The sequence below is a fragment of the Mesorhizobium sp. M0909 genome, from assembly GCF_040319515.1.
Taxonomy (GTDB): Bacteria; Pseudomonadota; Alphaproteobacteria; order Rhizobiales; family Rhizobiaceae; genus Mesorhizobium.
In genome coordinates this window covers 307,435-322,599 of the sequence record NZ_JAMYOA010000006.1, presented here as the reverse complement: position 1 = coordinate 322,599, position 15,165 = coordinate 307,435, and the positions used below count along the sequence as shown (strand labels likewise).

Annotated in this window: 13 protein-coding genes; 2 read left to right on the top strand and 11 right to left on the bottom strand. The window is 63.0% G+C overall.

Annotated features, from left to right (window positions below; translation table 11 throughout):
• Position 1: 1 nt before the first annotated feature.
• A complete protein-coding gene (locus tag NKH83_RS12360) occupies positions 2-766 on the bottom strand; it encodes a DeoR/GlpR family DNA-binding transcription regulator (protein WP_352505332.1) in 765 nt (254 codons plus the stop codon).
• A gap of 256 nt (positions 767-1,022) precedes the next feature.
• Between NKH83_RS12360 and fba the strand changes: the two genes are divergently transcribed.
• A complete protein-coding gene (gene fba, locus NKH83_RS12355; RefSeq protein ID WP_352701790.1) occupies positions 1,023-2,087 on the top strand; it encodes a class II fructose-bisphosphate aldolase in 1,065 nt (354 codons plus the stop codon).
• A gap of 44 nt (positions 2,088-2,131) precedes the next feature.
• On the opposite strand, the gene NKH83_RS12350 is transcribed toward fba, so the two are convergent.
• The 10 genes from NKH83_RS12350 to NKH83_RS12305 all read right to left on the bottom strand — a co-directional run bounded on the left by NKH83_RS12350 (position 2,132) and on the right by NKH83_RS12305 (position 13,866).
• Entirely contained in the window at positions 2,132-3,070 is a 939-nt protein-coding gene (locus NKH83_RS12350) for a sugar phosphate isomerase/epimerase family protein (protein WP_352804764.1), read from the bottom strand.
• The gene (locus NKH83_RS12345; protein WP_352804622.1) at positions 3,070-4,587 is read right to left on the bottom strand and encodes a glycerol-3-phosphate dehydrogenase; all 1,518 of its coding nucleotides are present in this window, start codon (positions 4,585-4,587) and stop codon (positions 3,070-3,072) included. The genes NKH83_RS12350 and NKH83_RS12345 overlap by 1 nt, the downstream gene beginning before the upstream one ends.
• Before the next feature lie 19 nt (positions 4,588-4,606).
• The gene (locus NKH83_RS12340) at positions 4,607-5,647 is read right to left on the bottom strand and encodes a 2-hydroxyacid dehydrogenase (protein WP_352804619.1); all 1,041 of its coding nucleotides are present in this window, start codon (positions 5,645-5,647) and stop codon (positions 4,607-4,609) included.
• Between the two features lie 7 nt (positions 5,648-5,654).
• A complete protein-coding gene (locus tag NKH83_RS12335; protein ID WP_352804617.1) occupies positions 5,655-7,217 on the bottom strand; it encodes an FGGY-family carbohydrate kinase in 1,563 nt (520 codons plus the stop codon).
• Entirely contained in the window at positions 7,217-8,341 is a 1,125-nt protein-coding gene (locus tag NKH83_RS12330; RefSeq protein WP_352804614.1) for an ABC transporter ATP-binding protein, read from the bottom strand. The genes NKH83_RS12335 and NKH83_RS12330 overlap by 1 nt, the downstream gene beginning before the upstream one ends.
• Entirely contained in the window at positions 8,338-9,456 is a 1,119-nt protein-coding gene (locus NKH83_RS12325) for an ABC transporter ATP-binding protein (protein WP_352476539.1), read from the bottom strand. Before NKH83_RS12325 ends, NKH83_RS12330 begins: the two co-directional genes overlap by 4 nt.
• Positions 9,457-9,460: 4 nt before the next feature.
• A complete protein-coding gene (locus tag NKH83_RS12320) occupies positions 9,461-10,318 on the bottom strand; it encodes a carbohydrate ABC transporter permease (RefSeq protein ID WP_023676025.1) in 858 nt (285 codons plus the stop codon).
• Between the two features lie 9 nt (positions 10,319-10,327).
• Complete coding sequence (locus NKH83_RS12315; RefSeq protein WP_254818724.1) at positions 10,328-11,251, bottom strand: carbohydrate ABC transporter permease; 924 nt, start codon at positions 11,249-11,251, stop codon at positions 10,328-10,330.
• Between the two features lie 150 nt (positions 11,252-11,401).
• Positions 11,402-12,847 carry an ABC transporter substrate-binding protein gene (locus tag NKH83_RS12310; protein ID WP_352645344.1) on the bottom strand — a complete coding sequence of 482 codons (1,446 nt, stop codon included), beginning with the start codon at positions 12,845-12,847 and terminating at the stop codon, positions 11,402-11,404.
• 44 nt (positions 12,848-12,891) lie between these two features.
• A complete protein-coding gene (locus NKH83_RS12305; protein ID WP_023676028.1) occupies positions 12,892-13,866 on the bottom strand; it encodes a sugar-binding transcriptional regulator in 975 nt (324 codons plus the stop codon).
• A gap of 226 nt (positions 13,867-14,092) precedes the next feature.
• On the opposite strand from NKH83_RS12305, the gene NKH83_RS12300 reads away from it, so the two are divergent.
• Positions 14,093-15,136, top strand: a complete 1,044-nt coding sequence (locus tag NKH83_RS12300; protein WP_352804610.1) for a LacI family DNA-binding transcriptional regulator — start codon at positions 14,093-14,095, stop codon at positions 15,134-15,136.
• Positions 15,137-15,165: the final 29 nt, after the last annotated feature.

The following is a 15,165-nucleotide window of genomic DNA, read 5'->3' as shown; positions in this document are numbered from 1 at the left end:
CCTACTCTGCGATCACCGTCAGCGAAACGCCAGCGCCATCCAGTGCGGCGCGCATCTGCGGCTGCGGCTCGCGGCCGGTGAAGACCATGTCGAAGGCCTTGAGATCGGTGAGGAAGTGCAAGGCGGTGCGGCCAAACTTGCCGTGATCGGCCAGCAGATATTTGCGCGCTGCTGCGGCCATCATCAGCCGTTTGGTCTGGACCACTTCCTGATCTTGGTGAAAGGCAGAGGCACCATGGATGGCCGATGAAGACAGGAAGGCGACATCTGCGCGCAAAGATTTCAGCGTGTCTTCGGCGAGCAGGCCGAAGAAGCCGTGGAACTTCTTGCTGTATTGGCCGCCAAGCGCAATCAGGTTGATGCCGGCAACGCCCGCCAAATCCTGGATGACAGCCAGGTTGTTCGAGATCACCGTCAGCGGACGCAGATCGGCAAGGTGCCGAGCAACGCCGCCCGCGGTCGAGCCGTCGTCGATGATCACCGTCTGGCCCGGTTCGATCATCCTCACGGCGGCGACGGCGATGCGCTTTTTCTCGTCGCCAGCCAATCTCTGGCGGTAACGGAAATCGCTCTCGAAAAGGCTGCTCGGCTGGATCGAGGCGCCGCCGCGCACCTTGCGCAGGAAGCCGCTTTCCTCGAGCTCGTCGAGGTCGCGGTGGACGGTCATCTTCGACACGCCGAAGCGTGAGGCAAGATCGTCGACACTGGCGGTGCCGATGTCCATCAGAAAATCCATGATGCCTTGCCGACGGCCGTCGCTCTTCATTTCCGCGGCTTCCTCGTAGACCCCGGTTCCGAGATATAACAGCAAACGTCGCACAAGCCACCAAATTTTTTGTGATAATGTTATATCTCTATGGGATATCATGACGCTTCTGGTCGCGTGCTGTAACAAGAATTGCTGCCGGCCGAGCGCCCAGCGGTTGCGGTGCCGCGGAAATCCGGCCAGAAGCATCAGGGGCTCGACGACAACCGAACAGCCCGCAAACACTGGCTCGAAACCGGATACGGGAGACTACTGAGTGGCTCGCATCACACTGAGACAATTGCTCGATCATGCCGCCGAATACGGCTATGGCGTGCCTGCCTTCAACATGAACAATATGGAACAGGGCCTCGCCATCATGGAGGCAGCCGAGGAGACCAAATCGCCGGTTATCCTGCAGGCGAGCCGCGGTGCGCGAGCCTACGCCAACGACGTGGTGCTGGCCAAGCTGATCGACGCGCTGGTCGAAATCCATCCCGATATCCCGGTCTGCATGCATCTCGACCATGGCAACAACGAAGCGACCTGCGTCACCGCGATCCAGCACGGCTTCACGTCGGTGATGATGGACGGATCGCTGAAGGAAGACGGCAAGACACCGGCCGACTACGCCTATAATTCCGGCATCACCCGCCGCGTCGTCGACATGGCGCATTGGGGCGGCGTCTCGGTGGAAGGCGAGATCGGCGTTCTCGGATCGCTGGAGATGGGCGGCGGCGAGCAGGAGGACGGCCATGGCGTCGAGGGCGTCATCAGCCACGACCAGCTACTGACCGATCCCGTGCAGGCCGAACAATTCGTGCGCGACACCCGTGTCGATGCGCTCGCCGTCGCCATGGGCACCAGCCACGGCGCCTACAAGTTCAGCCGCAAGCCCGACGGCGCTGTGCTCGCCATGAACGTCATCGAGGAAATTCACCGCCGCCTGCCGAGCATGCATCTCGTCATGCACGGCTCGTCCTCGGTGCCGGAAGAGCTGCAGGAGATCATCAACAAATATGGCGGCCAGATGAAGCCGACATGGGGGGTGCCGGTCGAGGAGATCCAGCGCGGCATCAAGCACGGCGTGCGCAAGATCAACATCGATACCGACAACCGCATGGCGCTGACCGGCGCCATTCGCAAGGTGCTGACCGAGAACCCGAGCGAATTCGACCCGCGCAAATATCTGACGCCGGCGATGGCCGCCATGCGAAAGCTCTGCAAGGAGCGTTTCGAGCAATTCGGCACCGCTGGCAACGCGCCGAAGATCAAGCCGCTGCCGCTATCGGAAATGGCCAGGCGCTATAAATCCGGCAGCCTCGACCCTAAATTCGGCTGATGTGTTCTGGATGAGCAGGGGCCGGATCGGCTCCTGCTCATCCATCATGCTCGCGGCAAAAGATCGGCCCTGCCGGTCTCGATGAAGGGCGCCCAATAGTCGACCGACTCGCGGATCATGGCGATGACCTGGTGGTCGACGGGCTCGCGCTCGCGGAACGACAATTCGAGGCAGATCTCGTTGTCGACGCCGCCGCCACGGCGAACCGTCTCCAGCAGCTTTTCCGGCGTGATGCGGCCGTCCTTGTTGTGGGCGGCAATGAACGGCCAATGGCCACCCTTGTTCATCGACGACTGCTTGACGTGGATGATCGGCGATTGCTTTGGAAAGGCTTCGGCCCAGGCATAAGGGTCGATGTCGTCCGGATTGCTCGACGTCACGTCGCCATGGTCGATGTCGACCATCATGTTGAGCGGGATCGCCATGCCGGCGGCATCGATCTCGCGCTGCAGCGTCCGGCAGCTCTCGATCGTATGGCCGAACTCGCGGCCGACCGACATCGGCTCCCAGAACAGGTAGATCAAGCCGGCGGCCCGGGCATGCTCGGCAACCTCACGCCAGCACGCCAGCGCGATGTCGAAAAGCCGCGCGCGACGTTCAGGATCGTCGTAATCCCGGTGGGTGAAGATCGCGAACTGCGTACCCATGCCGCCGGCGCCGAGCTCGGCCGAAATTTCGGCAAAGGTCTTGAACCAGTCGACGTAGTAGCGCCGCACGTCGGCATCGGGATGGCCGAAATGATTGAGCCGGCCGTAAGGGCCGGTCATCGCCGAGGTCACGCGCACCCCGGTGCGATTGAGAGCGGAGCGGAACAGGCGGGTGAATTTGGCGATCGTTGCCGCCGGCCAGCCGGGATTGATGAACTCATGCGTGAGCTGCACGTCGCGGATGCCGATGTCGTAGGCGATCGTATCGATCAGGTCGTCCGGTTCGGCAAAACGGTTGACCAGCGGATTGGTGTTGAGGGTCAGCGTAAAGGCCATCAGCCGGCCTTCGCCAGCCGATTCGAACACCAGTCCTCGAACGCTTCTCTTTCCGCGGCGGACAGATGCAGGCCGTGCTTGGTGCGTCGTTCGAGAATATCGGCCGCGGTCTCGGCCCATTCGTGCTCGAGCAGGTAGTTGGCTTCGCGCTCGAAAAGATCCTTGCCGAATCGCCGGCCCAGTTCGGCGAGCGAACCGGCCGCGCCGACCAGATCACGCGTCCTTGTGCCATAGAGCCGGCCATAATGCTTGATCAGGGAGGCAGGCATCCAGGGATATTCGTGGCCGAGGTCACCGAGGAACTGCTCGAAATCGGCATTGGCGATATCGCCGCCCGGCAGATGCCCTTTCGAGGTCCACGGCTTGCCCATCTTCGGAAAGAATGGGGCGATGCGGTCCAGCGCGTGCTCGGCCAATTTGCGGAAGGTGGTGATCTTGCCGCCGAAGACGGAAAGCAGCGGCGCCTGCCCTGCCGAAGCGTCGAGTTCGAAAATATAATCGCGGGTCACCGCACTCGGATTGTCGGCATTGTCGTCATAGAGCGGCCTGACGCCGGAAAACGAATGAACGACGTCGCTGCGCGCAAGCTGGCGCTTGAAGTAGCGGTTGACCACCTTGATCAGATAATCGATCTCGCCGGCATCCGCGGTCACGTCTTCCGGCCGCCCGTCATAGGGGATGTCGGTGGTGCCGATCAGCGCCAGATCGTCCTGGTAGGGATTGATGAAGATCACGCGCTTGTCGCTGTTTTGGACGAGATAGGCCTGTCGCCCTTCCCAGAATTTTGGCACGACAATGTGGCTGCCCTTGACCAGACGCACGTTCCGCTTGGAGTTCTGGCCGGCCACGCGGTTGACGATGTCGTTGACCCAGGGACCGCCGGCGTTGATCAGCGCCCGTGCCCGGACTGTGGTCCTGACGCCGGTTCGACCGTCGCGCATCTCCACCGACCACAGGCCGTTTTCGCGACGGGCGGCAATGCAGGCGGTGCGGGTGAATATCCTGGCCCCACGCTCCGCGGCGTCGAGCGCGTTGATGACGACCAGGCGGGCGTCGTCGACCCAGCAGTCGGAATATTCGAAGCCGCGCTTGAAGGCGTCCTTGATCGGCGCGCCTTCGGGTGCGGTGCGCAGGTCCAGCGTGCGGGTGGCCGGCAGCCGCTTGCGGCCGCCAAGATGATCGTAGAGGAACAGGCCGAGCCGGACCAGCCAGGCCGGCCGGTCATCGGGGCTGTGCGGCAGCACGAAGCGCATAGGCCAGATGATGTGCGGCGCGGATTCGAGCAGCACCTCGCGCTCGATCAGCGCCTCCCGCACCAGGCGGAACTCGTAATATTCGAGATAGCGCAAACCGCCATGAACGAGCTTTCCTGATCGCGAACTGGTGCCCTCGGCGAGATCGTCTTTTTCGCAGAGAATGACCGACAGGCCACGGCCCGCCGCATCGCGCGCGATTCCGGCGCCATTGACGCCACCGCCGATGACGAAGAGGTCGACGATTTCGGTTTCGCCGTTCATCTCGCTCGATGCCCTGTCGTCAGCATGGATTGACCGGAGGCAGACCGGCGATGAAGCGGCGCACTTCCTCGGCCGCCTGCTCGGCCGCATAAGTCACCGTGCGCACCGACGCGCCGGCGATATGCGGCGTCAGTGTCACGTTCGGCAGCTGCAGCAAGGGCCAGTCGGCAGGCACCGGCTCGACGGCGAACGTCTCCAACATGGCACTGCCGATCTGTCCCGAGACGAGCGCCTCGTAGAGTGCATCGTAGTCGACCAGCGGTCCGCGCGCGGTATTGACGAAGATTACGCCTGGCTTCATCCGGGCAATAGCGTCCTTGCCGATGAGGCCGCGCGTCTCTTCGGTGACCCGGGAATGCAGCGTGACCACATCGGAGCGCGACAGCAGACCGTCCAGCGCTACCAGCTCGACGCCGGCATTGCGGTCCTCGACGCTCAACTGCACATAGGGATCGCAGACCAGGATGCGACAGCCGAAAGCACGCAGCAGCCGAACCAGCCTGGTGCCGATATTGCCATAGCCGATGACGCCAACGGTCATTTCGTTGAGCTCGCGGCCGGTGCGGTCGGCGCGGTAGAGATCGCCGCGCCACTCGCCCTTGCGCAAGGCTTCGTGGCCGACGCGGATCAGCCGCGTTTCGGCGAGAATGGCGCCGATGGTGAACTCGGCCACCGCGCTGGCGTTGCGGCCGGGCACATTGACCACCGTGATGCCATGGGCCTTGGCGGCAGCCATGTCGATGTTGATCGGCCCGCCGCGCGACACCGCAACCAACTTGAGTGTGGGCAGGCGCTGCATCATGGCTTCGGAGAGCGGCGCAAGCTGGGTAACAAAAATTTCGGCATCGCCGATAAAATCGACCACCTCGTCCGGATCGCCGAAATACTCCTTGACCTTGTCGAGGCCGAGCGCCGCATTGCCGAATTGCATCGGCTCGTCGGGCCAAGCGGTCTCAACGGTGCGGATGTCGAGATTGTCGCCGCAGGCCGCCTCGATTTTCTCGCGAAACACGTCCGGAAGCATGAAGCGGTCGCCGATGATCGCAATTTTCTTGGGCATGCTCTTCTCAATTCACGTCGGTTTGCCTGGACGCGGCCAGCGAACGCCAGACCGGCCGCAGCGCCTCGTGCGCCAATGTGTAGGACGGAGTCATCGCCTCATAGGCAGCGGCAAGTTTTCGGTCGCTGGGCTCGGCCGCACGGAGCAAAGGTGTGACCCATTCACTGACGCAATCGTCCATCGATGCGTATTGGCCGACGCAGACCGCAGCAATCATTGCGGCGCCCGCCGCACCGGCCTCCTCGCGCTCGCTGGTGCGAATGTCGGCGCCGATCGCAGCACCCAGGATATTGCGCAGCGCCGGGCTCCTGGCCGCTCCGCCGGTCAGGCGGATTTCCTTGGGCAGCGGCCCCATGGCGGCGTAGCAATCGCGTGCCGCGAAAGCCAGTCCCTCGAACACCGCACGAACCATGTCGGCATAGCCGTGCCTGGATGAAATGCCGATGAAGCCGGCCCGGGCATTGGCATCGACGAACGGGCCGCGCTCGCCGGCCTCCGAGACATAAGGCTGGTAGAGCAACGAGCCTGGCTCGGACGACGATATCCACTGGTCGACCAGCGCGATCATCTCGCCGTTGGTCCGTGTGATACCTTGCGAGGCGAGAATGCCGGAGGCGAGGCCAAGGACCCAGTCAATATTGAGCGTTGCCGCCATGTTCGACTGCATCTGCGCAAAGACGCCCGGCGCCGGCATCGTCATCGTGTAGCCGGTTGCAGCCTCGTTGAGCAGAACCTCCTCCGGCGTTTCGGCAAGCCGCATATGCATTCCGGTGGAGCCAATGATCGAGCATCCCGGCTTGCGCTCGCGATCGAACAGGCCGGCGCCAAGCGCCGTGCAGGCGACATCGACATAGGCCAGAACGACCGGTGTGCCGGCGAGCAGACCGGTCGCTTTGGCTGCTGCCGCCGACAGCGAGGTGCTTTGCCTGGTGCCATCGACGATGGGCGGCAGCAGATGCCGGAGATCGGTGACTCCGAGTACCTCGAGCACATCATCTGAATAGCCGCGCGTGCGGAAGTCGCCGAAGGTAAAGGTGCCCTCGGACGGGTCGGTGGCGCGTTGGCCCGTCAATTTGAAATAGAGCCAGTCCTTGCAGTGGAAGGCCGTCGCTGCATTGGCAAGCATCGCGGGCATGTGGCGCTTCATGAAGACGAACTGCGATCCCTGCTGGCAGGCAGCGAGCCCGCTGCCGGTCTTTTCGAAGCGCAGCCGGTCCTCGGGCCGCGCGCGGATCTCCTCTACGACCGCTGCAGCGCGCGCGTCGAGCCACAGCCAGCCCTTGGCCACCGGCTCACCATCCTTGTCGATCAGCCAGGTGCCGTCGCCCTGCCCGGTCACGGCGATGGCAATGGTCCGGCTGGCGAGATCCGGCACCTTGTTGGCAAGCTCGCGCAAGGTCGTCGCGGTATCGGCCCAGGTGCGTGTCAGGTCCTGCTCGGCGCCGCCGCCCGGCAGTGTCTCGTACTTGTTGGGCAGCGAGGCGGCCGCGATCTGCCTGCCCGCCGTGTCGAAGGCGACGGATTTGATGACAGACGTGCCGGCGTCGACGCCGATCAGCACATCCCGCATCAGGCAAGCTCCGTGCCATGCGATATGGCGTCACCGCTCGCCTGATCGAAGACGTGCAGGTTTTTTGGATCGATGCTGACCTTGATCGGCGCCCCGAGCTCCAGGCGGGTCCGGTCATGCTCGACCAGAACCAGCGAACCGCCGGCGAAATCGGCGGCGATATGGGTCTGATCGCCGAGCCATTGATTGGCCGAAACCGTGGCCGGCACGCCGTCCTTGGAGCGGCGGACAGCATAAGGCCTGACGCCGATGACGACGCGCTGCCGGTTGAGCAATTCGTCGCGAACCGGGCCGCTGAAGGCATCCTTGTCGTAGTCGAGCGAAAGCCCGTCGGGCAGCTTGAGACTGATCTTGCCGTCAGTCGTGCCGACATAGGCTTCGAAGACATTCATTGGCGGCTCGCCAACGAAGGTGCCGGTGAACAGGTTTGCCGGCCGCTCCTTGATCCTGTCAGGCGTATCGAACTGCTGCAGCACGCCGCCTTCCATAACGGCGATACGGTCGGCCAGCGCATTGGCCTCCGTCTGGTCGTGGGTGACCAGGATCGCGGTCAGGCCGCGCTCCTTGATGAAGTGCTTGATGCGGCCGCGCAGCACAGCGCGAAGCTGCGGCTCGAGTTGGCCCATCGGCTCGTCCAGCAGGTGCAGGTTGGCTTCGCGGATCAGCGCCCGGCCGAGGCTGGCGCGCTGCTGCTGGCCGCCGGAGATCGAGCTCGGATAGCGCTCGAGAATGTCCTCGATCTCAAGCAGCTTGGCGATATGAGCAACCTTTGCATCGACCGCGCTCTTAGCCAGCCTGGCAGCCTTGAGGGCGAAGGCCATGTTCTCGCGCACGGTCAGCGGCGGGTAGAGCGAATAGCCCTCGAAGGCCATCGCGACGTTGCGCTTGACCGGCGGCAACGTGTGCACCTTGCGGCCGGCAACCGAGATTGTGCCGCGCGAGACTTCTTCGAAGCCTGCGATCATGCGCAATGTCGAGGTCTTGCCGCAGCCGGATGAGCCGAGCAGTGCCACGATCTCGCCCTTGGCGATTTCCATCGTCAGGTTCTTGACTGCGTGCACGCCGCGGTCGATCGGACCGTAGAACTTGTCGACGCCCGAAATGGTGATTGCGCTCGAGCTCATGCCGCTTCTCCACTGCGCAAATTGACGACATTTTTCGAGCCGATGCGCTCGCCGCTTGCACGATCGAACAGCAGGGCGCTTTTGCTGTCGACAGCGATATGCGCCCTACCCTCGGATTGACCCGGTATCCCGGACGGACGCGAAACCAGGATTTCACGGCCGCGCACGGTGCGCACCAGGGTGACGATCTTCTCGTTGAGCGGCGTCTCGGCCTCGACCGTCACCGGGATGGCGCCGGACGTGCCTTCGTCAACAAAGGCCAGCGCCTCCGGCCGCAAGCCTATCACGCAGTCACGGCCGACCGCCGCCTCATGCGCGCCGGCCAGATGGACCTGGACATTGGACAGGCCGACATAGACGCCCTTGGCATCCCGGGACGGCTTGACGTCGAGCAGGTTGATGGTCGGGTCGCCGAACAGTCGGGCGATCTCGACGTTGGCCGGCTCGCGATAGATCTGTTCGGGCGTGCCGAGCTGTTTCACGACGCCTTGCGACATCACTGCGATGCGATCGCCAAGCGCCATCGCTTCCTTGTAGTCCTGGGTGACGTAGACAACGGTTGCGCCACGATCGGCGAGCAGTCTTGGCAGTTCGAGCCGCATTTCGAAGCGCAATTTGGCATCGACGTTGCGCAAGGGATCGTCGAGCAGCAGAAGCGGCGGCGAGCCGACCAGGGCGCGGGCAAGCGCGGTGCGCTGCTTCTGGCCGTTGGACAGCGCCCGCGGCTTGTGGCTGAGCACATGGCCGATCTTCAACAGCTTGCCGACGCTCTCGACGCCGGCCTTGATCGCGCCCTGCGACGAATGCTTCGCCTGCAACGGCGTGGCGATGTTGTCGAACGCCGTCATATGCGGGAACAGCGCGAAGTTCTGGAACGCCATGCCGACGCCGCGGAACTCGGCGTCGACGTCGGTCATGTCCTCGCCGCCGATGAGGATCTTTCCCTCGTCGGGGTCGATGACGCCGGCGACCAGCCGCAATAGCACCGTCTTGCCGGCGCCGGACGGCCCGAACAGGACCAGCGTTTCGCCGTCGGCGACGGTCAGCGACAGATTGTCGAGAACGGTCTGGCTTTTGTAGCGCTTGACGATGTTTCGCAGTTCGAGGCTTGCCATCGGACTATCCTTTCACCGCGCCAAGCGACAGGCCTTCGACGAGATAGCGCTGCGCATAAAGCGCGAGCGCGAGCGTCGGCGTGATCGACAGCACGATCGCGGCTGAGATCTGGCCGTACTGAATGCCGGAGGAGGTGATGAAAGCCAGGGCGCCGACCGTCACCGGCTGCTTGTCGGCCGAAGCGAGCACCAGCGCAAAGACGAAATTGTTCCAGGCGAAGATGAAGGCGAGCAGGCCGGCAGCGGCAATGCCCGGCCCGGCGAGCGGCAGCGCGATCTTGCGGAAGGTGGCAAACCAGGAATGGCCGGCGATGCGGTAGGCGTATTCGATGTCGGCCGGAATATCCTCGAAATAGCCGCGCACGATCCACAGGATCAGCGGCAGGCAGATCAGCTGGTAGACCCAGATCAGCCCGATATAGGTGTTGGCCAGCCCGAGCTTCTGGAAATAGAGAGTGAGCGGCAAAAGCACCAGCAGCGCCGGCGCGAACCGGAACGACAGCAGCGTGAAGGCGATGTCCTCCGAGCCACGGAATTTGTGCCGGGCAAAGGCATAGGCTGCGGGAACGCCGAGCAGCAGCGCGACGGCAACCGAGGTGACCGACAGGAAGACGGAATTCCAGAGATTGCGCATGAAGGCGATGTCGAGCGTGCCGGCAGCCGTCATCAGCTTGCCTGTGATCAAGGCGGTGTAGTTGGCGAGCGTCGGCTCGAAGACAAGCTGCGGCGGGATCCGCAGGATTGTCTCGTTGGTCTGGAACGACATCATCAGGATCCAGACGATCGGGAACATGAAGAAGATCACGACCAGCGCCAGGGCTATGCCACGCAGGATGCGTTCGAGAAGGGAGGTGTGTTCCATGCCAGCCTCCTATGCATGGCCGCGGGCGCGTTCGCGCAGCCGCAGCCAGTTCTTGATGAAAATGTTCGAGAGAAAATAGGTGATCGCCCACAGGATGATCATCAGTGCTGCCGAGCGGCCGACATTGGTCGACTGGAAGAAGTTGAGATAGGCCTCCACCTGGAAGACGGTCAGCGTATCGCCCGGCCCGCCTTGGGTCATGGCGTAGATGATGTCGAACTGCTGGATTGAATCGAGCAGGCGGAACAGCGTCGCTGTCAGGATATAGGGGGTCAGCATCGGCAGGGTGATGCGGAAGAAGACGAAGCTGCGCGGCACGCCGTCGAGTGCGGCCGCCTCGAAGGGCTGCGTCGGCAGGCTGCGCAGTCCGGCAAGCAGCAGGATCATGATGAAAGGCGTGTAGACCCAGATGTCGACAAGGACGACGGTGAGCAATGCCGTCGACGGAGACGAGGCCCAGCGGAAATCCTGCAGCCCGATCAGGCTAGCGAGATAGCTGAGCACACCGAAGCCGGGATTGGTCATCAGCTTCCACATCAGCGCGGCGAGCGCCGGCGCCGTCATCAGCGGCATCAACAGCATGATCGAGATGAAGTTGTTTAACGTCGAGCGCTTCTGCAGCAGCATGGCGATGCCGAGACCGAGAAGCAGTTCGAGCACGACGGTGATGCCGGCGTAGAGCAGCGAAATCTCCAGCGTGTTCCAGAACTTCGGGTCGGTGAAGAAGGAGATATAGTTGTCGCCCCAGTTGAACTGCCGCGCCCAGGGTTGGCTCAACCGGTAGCGCTGGAACGAATAGACCACCGAGGTCAGGAACGGGATCAGGATTCCGATGCAGACCAGCAGGGCCGGCAGGCTGAGGAGGTAAGGCAGCACACGCTTGCTGATCCTGAAGCCCGACGGCCTGTTTCTTTGTATTGTCGCCGCAGTCATCTGCTGCTCCGTCATCCTGTTGCTTCGCCGTCCCGGCCGCCCAAGGGAGCAAGGCGGCCGGTCGGGCGAGCAGGCGGCACCTTTCGGGACCGCGTCGCAAACGATCACATCTCAAAGGCTGGCCCGCGACGGGCCAGCCTTTGCCGCGGCTTAGCCGAGCCCGGCTTCCTTGAGCTGGCCGTTGATGCTCTCGGCCAGCTTGTCGAGGCCCTCGTCGACCGGCACTTCCTTGGCCACCATCTTCTGCAGCGTCGCCGCCCATTCGGTGGTGAGATCGAAGAACAGCGGCTGCGGAGTGAACTTGATGCTGGCGCCCGGCGCCGAGACGTCGAACATCTCGACATAACCGGGATAGCTCTTGTTCAACTTGTCCCGGAACATCTGGTCGTTCCAGACCGACTGGCGGACCGGATTGACGAAGTCCATCTTGGTCGCACCGAACAGTGCATGCTCGGGTCCGGATGCCCATTGCATGAAGTACCAGGTGGCGTCCTTGTCCTTGGAGAAGTTGGACATCGACAGCGACCAGATCCAGATATTGGGCGTCGGTGCCTTGGCGGCGGGATTGGCCTTGAACGCCGCGAAGGCGAGCTTGCCGGCCATCTTGTTATCGCCGCCATTCATGAAGTAGCCGAGAATGTCGGCATCGTAGATCATCGCCGAGGCGCCTGCACCGAGATCGGTGCCGACCTGGTACCAGGTGTAGGTCGACCAGTCCTTGGGGCCGCTCTCCTGAATCATCTGGACCCACTGTTTGTGGAAAGCCTTGGATTCGGCGGTGCTCATTGCGGCCGACAATTTGCCGTCAGCCGAGACGTTCAGGTCCTTCTGGTCAAAGTTGGCGTAAGCCGAGAGGAAGCCGGGATGGATGGTCGCCCAGGAGCGCGAGCCGCGCACGCCGATGCCGTAGACGCCTCCACCAACATCCTTGGTAAGTTTCGCCGCGGTAGCGACCATCTCATCCATATTGCCGGGAACGCTGACGCCGACCTTGTCGAACATGCCCTTGTTGTAGGTGATGTTGTTCTGTTCGAAGCCCCACGGAATGCACCACTGCTTGGCGTCGTCGGAACCGAGCACTCCGCCAGGCTGGCCGTTCCAGGCGCAGGACTTCCTGACGCCGGGCAGGAAGTCGTCCCAGGCATATTTCGGGTTGGTCTTGGCCGAATCCTTGATCCATTCGTTGAGGTCGGTGATCCAGCCGGCCGGGCCATAGGTCCAGGTCATGTAGGCGCCGGTCATGAAGGCATCGTATTCGGGCGAGCTGGCCGACAGCGCGGCGGTAACCTTGTCGAAATAGACGTCTTCGGGGAACACGTCATAGACGACATTCATGCCGGTCAACTGCTTGAAATTGTCGAGGTTGGCGATCATCGCATCGGCGTAAGGATGCTTGTTGAGCAACAGCTTGATGGTCTTGCCCTTATGCGCCTGCCAGTCGAAATCAGCCGCCAGGGCGCGGGTCTGCCCGAAATTGAGCAGTGTGCCGGCGGTGCTGGCGGCAAGGCCCATTGCACCGAGGCCCTTGATCAGCCCACGGCGGTCGACTTGTCCACGCAGGAACGCGTCGATGAGGTCTTTCTCTTTCTCATGCATTTCTCTTCTCCTCCACAGGGTAGTTTCAACGAAATGGTTGCCGGCTACCCGACCGGCGTCTGTTCCACGAGCGATCGCGCCGTCCGCTCGTCAGTTATCAAGCCTTTGAGATAGCGGCCCTCCAGCACTGATTTGATGGCGCGAACCTTCACCTTGCCGCCGGCCACGGCGACAATCCTGCGGTTGCTGATGTCTTCGCGCGCCAGCGCCAGCGCCCGGTCGGAAAGCGTCGTCGCAACGGCCTTTCCGGCGTCGTCGAAGAAATGCCCGAGCAGTTCGCCGACGCCGCCATTACGGCGGATCTCCTCCATCTCGCCCTTCTCGATCATACCGGTGGCGACAAGCGAGGCCTCACGCTCGGCGGTGCCGATGCCGGCGATAAGCAAGTCGGCGGACTTGGCGAGGTCGAAGACATCGCTGACGCCCTTCTGCCCGAGCAACACGGTTCGATCCTCGACCGTGTTGGCGAACATCGGTACGGGCATCACATAGGCCTCCGCACCGGTCCGTTCGGCGACGCGGTGGATGACGTCATGCGGATTGGCCGAGAACTTGCGCGTCAGGCCGCCAAGCAGCGAGACGAAACGGATCCGGCCGGCCGATATGCGCGGCAGATACTCCACGCAGGCGGCAAGCGTGCGGCCGTGGCCGACGCCGATCAGCGCCTCTTCGCCGCGTTCGATCTCGCGCTTGAGAAACTGCGCGCCGGCGATGCCGAGCGCCTTGAGCGGCAGGTCTTCGGCATCGAAGTCCGGAACTACCTCGCAATAGTCGAGGCCGTAGCGGCCGGACAACTCGTCCTCAAGCTCCACGCATTCGGAGACTTCGCCGTCGATATAGACTTTGACCAGGCCTTCCTGATTGGCCTTGGTGATCAGGCGATGCGCCTTGAGGCTGGTCAGGCCGAGCCGCTTGGCGACCTCCGACTGGGTCAGGCCGCCGGCATAGTGAAGCCAGGCGGCACGGGCTGCCATACCTGTCTCATCGTCGCGCAGCAGGCCGTTGCCAAAACCAACCATTTCCGCCCTTTGATATTTTTATCAGTTGCTGCAAAATTTTTCACAAGGCGTCGCCCGAGTCAAGCAACCGCTGCGTTTAAATCGCCGACCAGGAGCTTGCGGGCCGGGGTCGATAGGGCCGCGCTACCCAACGAGCAAGAAACAAAACCGATCGCGCGTCATTTAAAACGTTTGCAATTTCGCTTGAAGTGATTACAAACGTTTCAAACTTCGTTCGGGAGGAACGATGCCGGCCCGGGTTACCACCCTCAAGGAACTTGCTGCGCAGCTCGGCCTGTCGATCACCACCGTTTCGCGGGCCCTTGCCGGCCACGAGCAGATCGCCTTGAAAACGCGCCAACGTGTCACCGAGGCCGCGCGCCTGGCCGGCTATGTGCCGAATACCGCAGCCCGCACGCTGGTCTCCGGCCGCAGCGGCTTTGTCGGCATGGTGCTGCCGATCCGCGGCCCCAATCTGGTCGATTCCTTCCTCGGCGAATTCGTCACAGGGCTCGGCGAAGGGCTGGTTTCGCACGGCTCCGACCTGATCCTGGCCGCAGCGGCGCAGGGCCAGTCGGAACTTTCCGTGCTTCGCCATGTCGTCGAATCGGGCCGCGCCGACGGGGTCGTCGTCACCCGTATCGCCGAGGTCGACGAGCGGCTTGCCTATTTGCGCCAACGCAATTTCCCTTTCGTCGCGCATGGCAGGCTGCTCGACGGCGACTTTGCCTACCATTGGCTCGATACCGATGGCGCACATGCTTTCGGCGAAGCCTTCGACATGCTCTACGACCTCGGACACCGGCATTTCGGCCTGGTGACGATTTCCGAGCCGATGACGTTTCGCCATCTTAGGCAGGATGGGCTCGCCGCCGCGATCGCCCGCCGGGGCGATCCGTCGGTCAGGCTCGATGTGGCGACGGCGCCGCGTTTCGATCGCGGTGCCCGCATCCAGGCGATCAACCGGCTGCTGCACGCTGCCGAGCGGCCGACGGCCATTGTCGCGCTGTTCGACGAGCTGGCGCTGACGGTCATGGAAGAGGCGGGGCGCGCCGGACTTGCCATTCCTCACGACCTGTCGGTGATCGGCTTCGACAACATAGCCGCCTCCGCCTATGCGCCGCCGGGGCTGACCACTTTCGACGCCTCGATCCGCCAGTGCGCGCGCGAGATCGGCGAGATGCTGCTGACCGTCATCGGCGACAGGCCGACCACGCCGCTGACGCGGCTGGTGCGGCCGACACTTGTCTCGCGGGCAAGCCATGGCCCGGCACCTACAGGACGGAACTGACGCCTTAGCGGCGCACAACCAGGGAGGAA

Bases quoted from the DNA above. Each gene is read 5' to 3' on its own strand.
- NKH83_RS12335 (WP_352804617.1), bottom strand. From the start codon at position 7,217: ATGCGGGATGTGCTGATCGGCGTCGACGCCGGCACGTCTGTCATCAAA.
- NKH83_RS12340 (WP_352804619.1), bottom strand. From the start codon at position 5,647: ATGCCCAAGAAAATTGCGATCATCGGCGACCGCTTCATGCTTCCGGAC.
- NKH83_RS12305 (WP_023676028.1), bottom strand. From the start codon at position 13,866: ATGGTTGGTTTTGGCAACGGCCTGCTGCGCGACGATGAGACAGGTATG.
- NKH83_RS12345 (WP_352804622.1), bottom strand. From the start codon at position 4,587: ATGAACGGCGAAACCGAAATCGTCGACCTCTTCGTCATCGGCGGTGGC.
- NKH83_RS12330 (WP_352804614.1), bottom strand. From the start codon at position 8,341: ATGAGCTCGAGCGCAATCACCATTTCGGGCGTCGACAAGTTCTACGGT.
- NKH83_RS12300 (WP_352804610.1), top strand. From the start codon at position 14,093: ATGCCGGCCCGGGTTACCACCCTCAAGGAACTTGCTGCGCAGCTCGGC.
- NKH83_RS12360 (WP_352505332.1), bottom strand. From the start codon at position 766: ATGAAGAGCGACGGCCGTCGGCAAGGCATCATGGATTTTCTGATGGAC.
- NKH83_RS12325 (WP_352476539.1), bottom strand. From the start codon at position 9,456: ATGGCAAGCCTCGAACTGCGAAACATCGTCAAGCGCTACAAAAGCCAG.
- NKH83_RS12315 (WP_254818724.1), bottom strand. From the start codon at position 11,251: ATGACTGCGGCGACAATACAAAGAAACAGGCCGTCGGGCTTCAGGATC.
- NKH83_RS12350 (WP_352804764.1), bottom strand. From the start codon at position 3,070: ATGGCCTTTACGCTGACCCTCAACACCAATCCGCTGGTCAACCGTTTT.
- NKH83_RS12310 (WP_352645344.1), bottom strand. From the start codon at position 12,847: ATGCATGAGAAAGAGAAAGACCTCATCGACGCGTTCCTGCGTGGACAA.
- NKH83_RS12320 (WP_023676025.1), bottom strand. From the start codon at position 10,318: ATGGAACACACCTCCCTTCTCGAACGCATCCTGCGTGGCATAGCCCTG.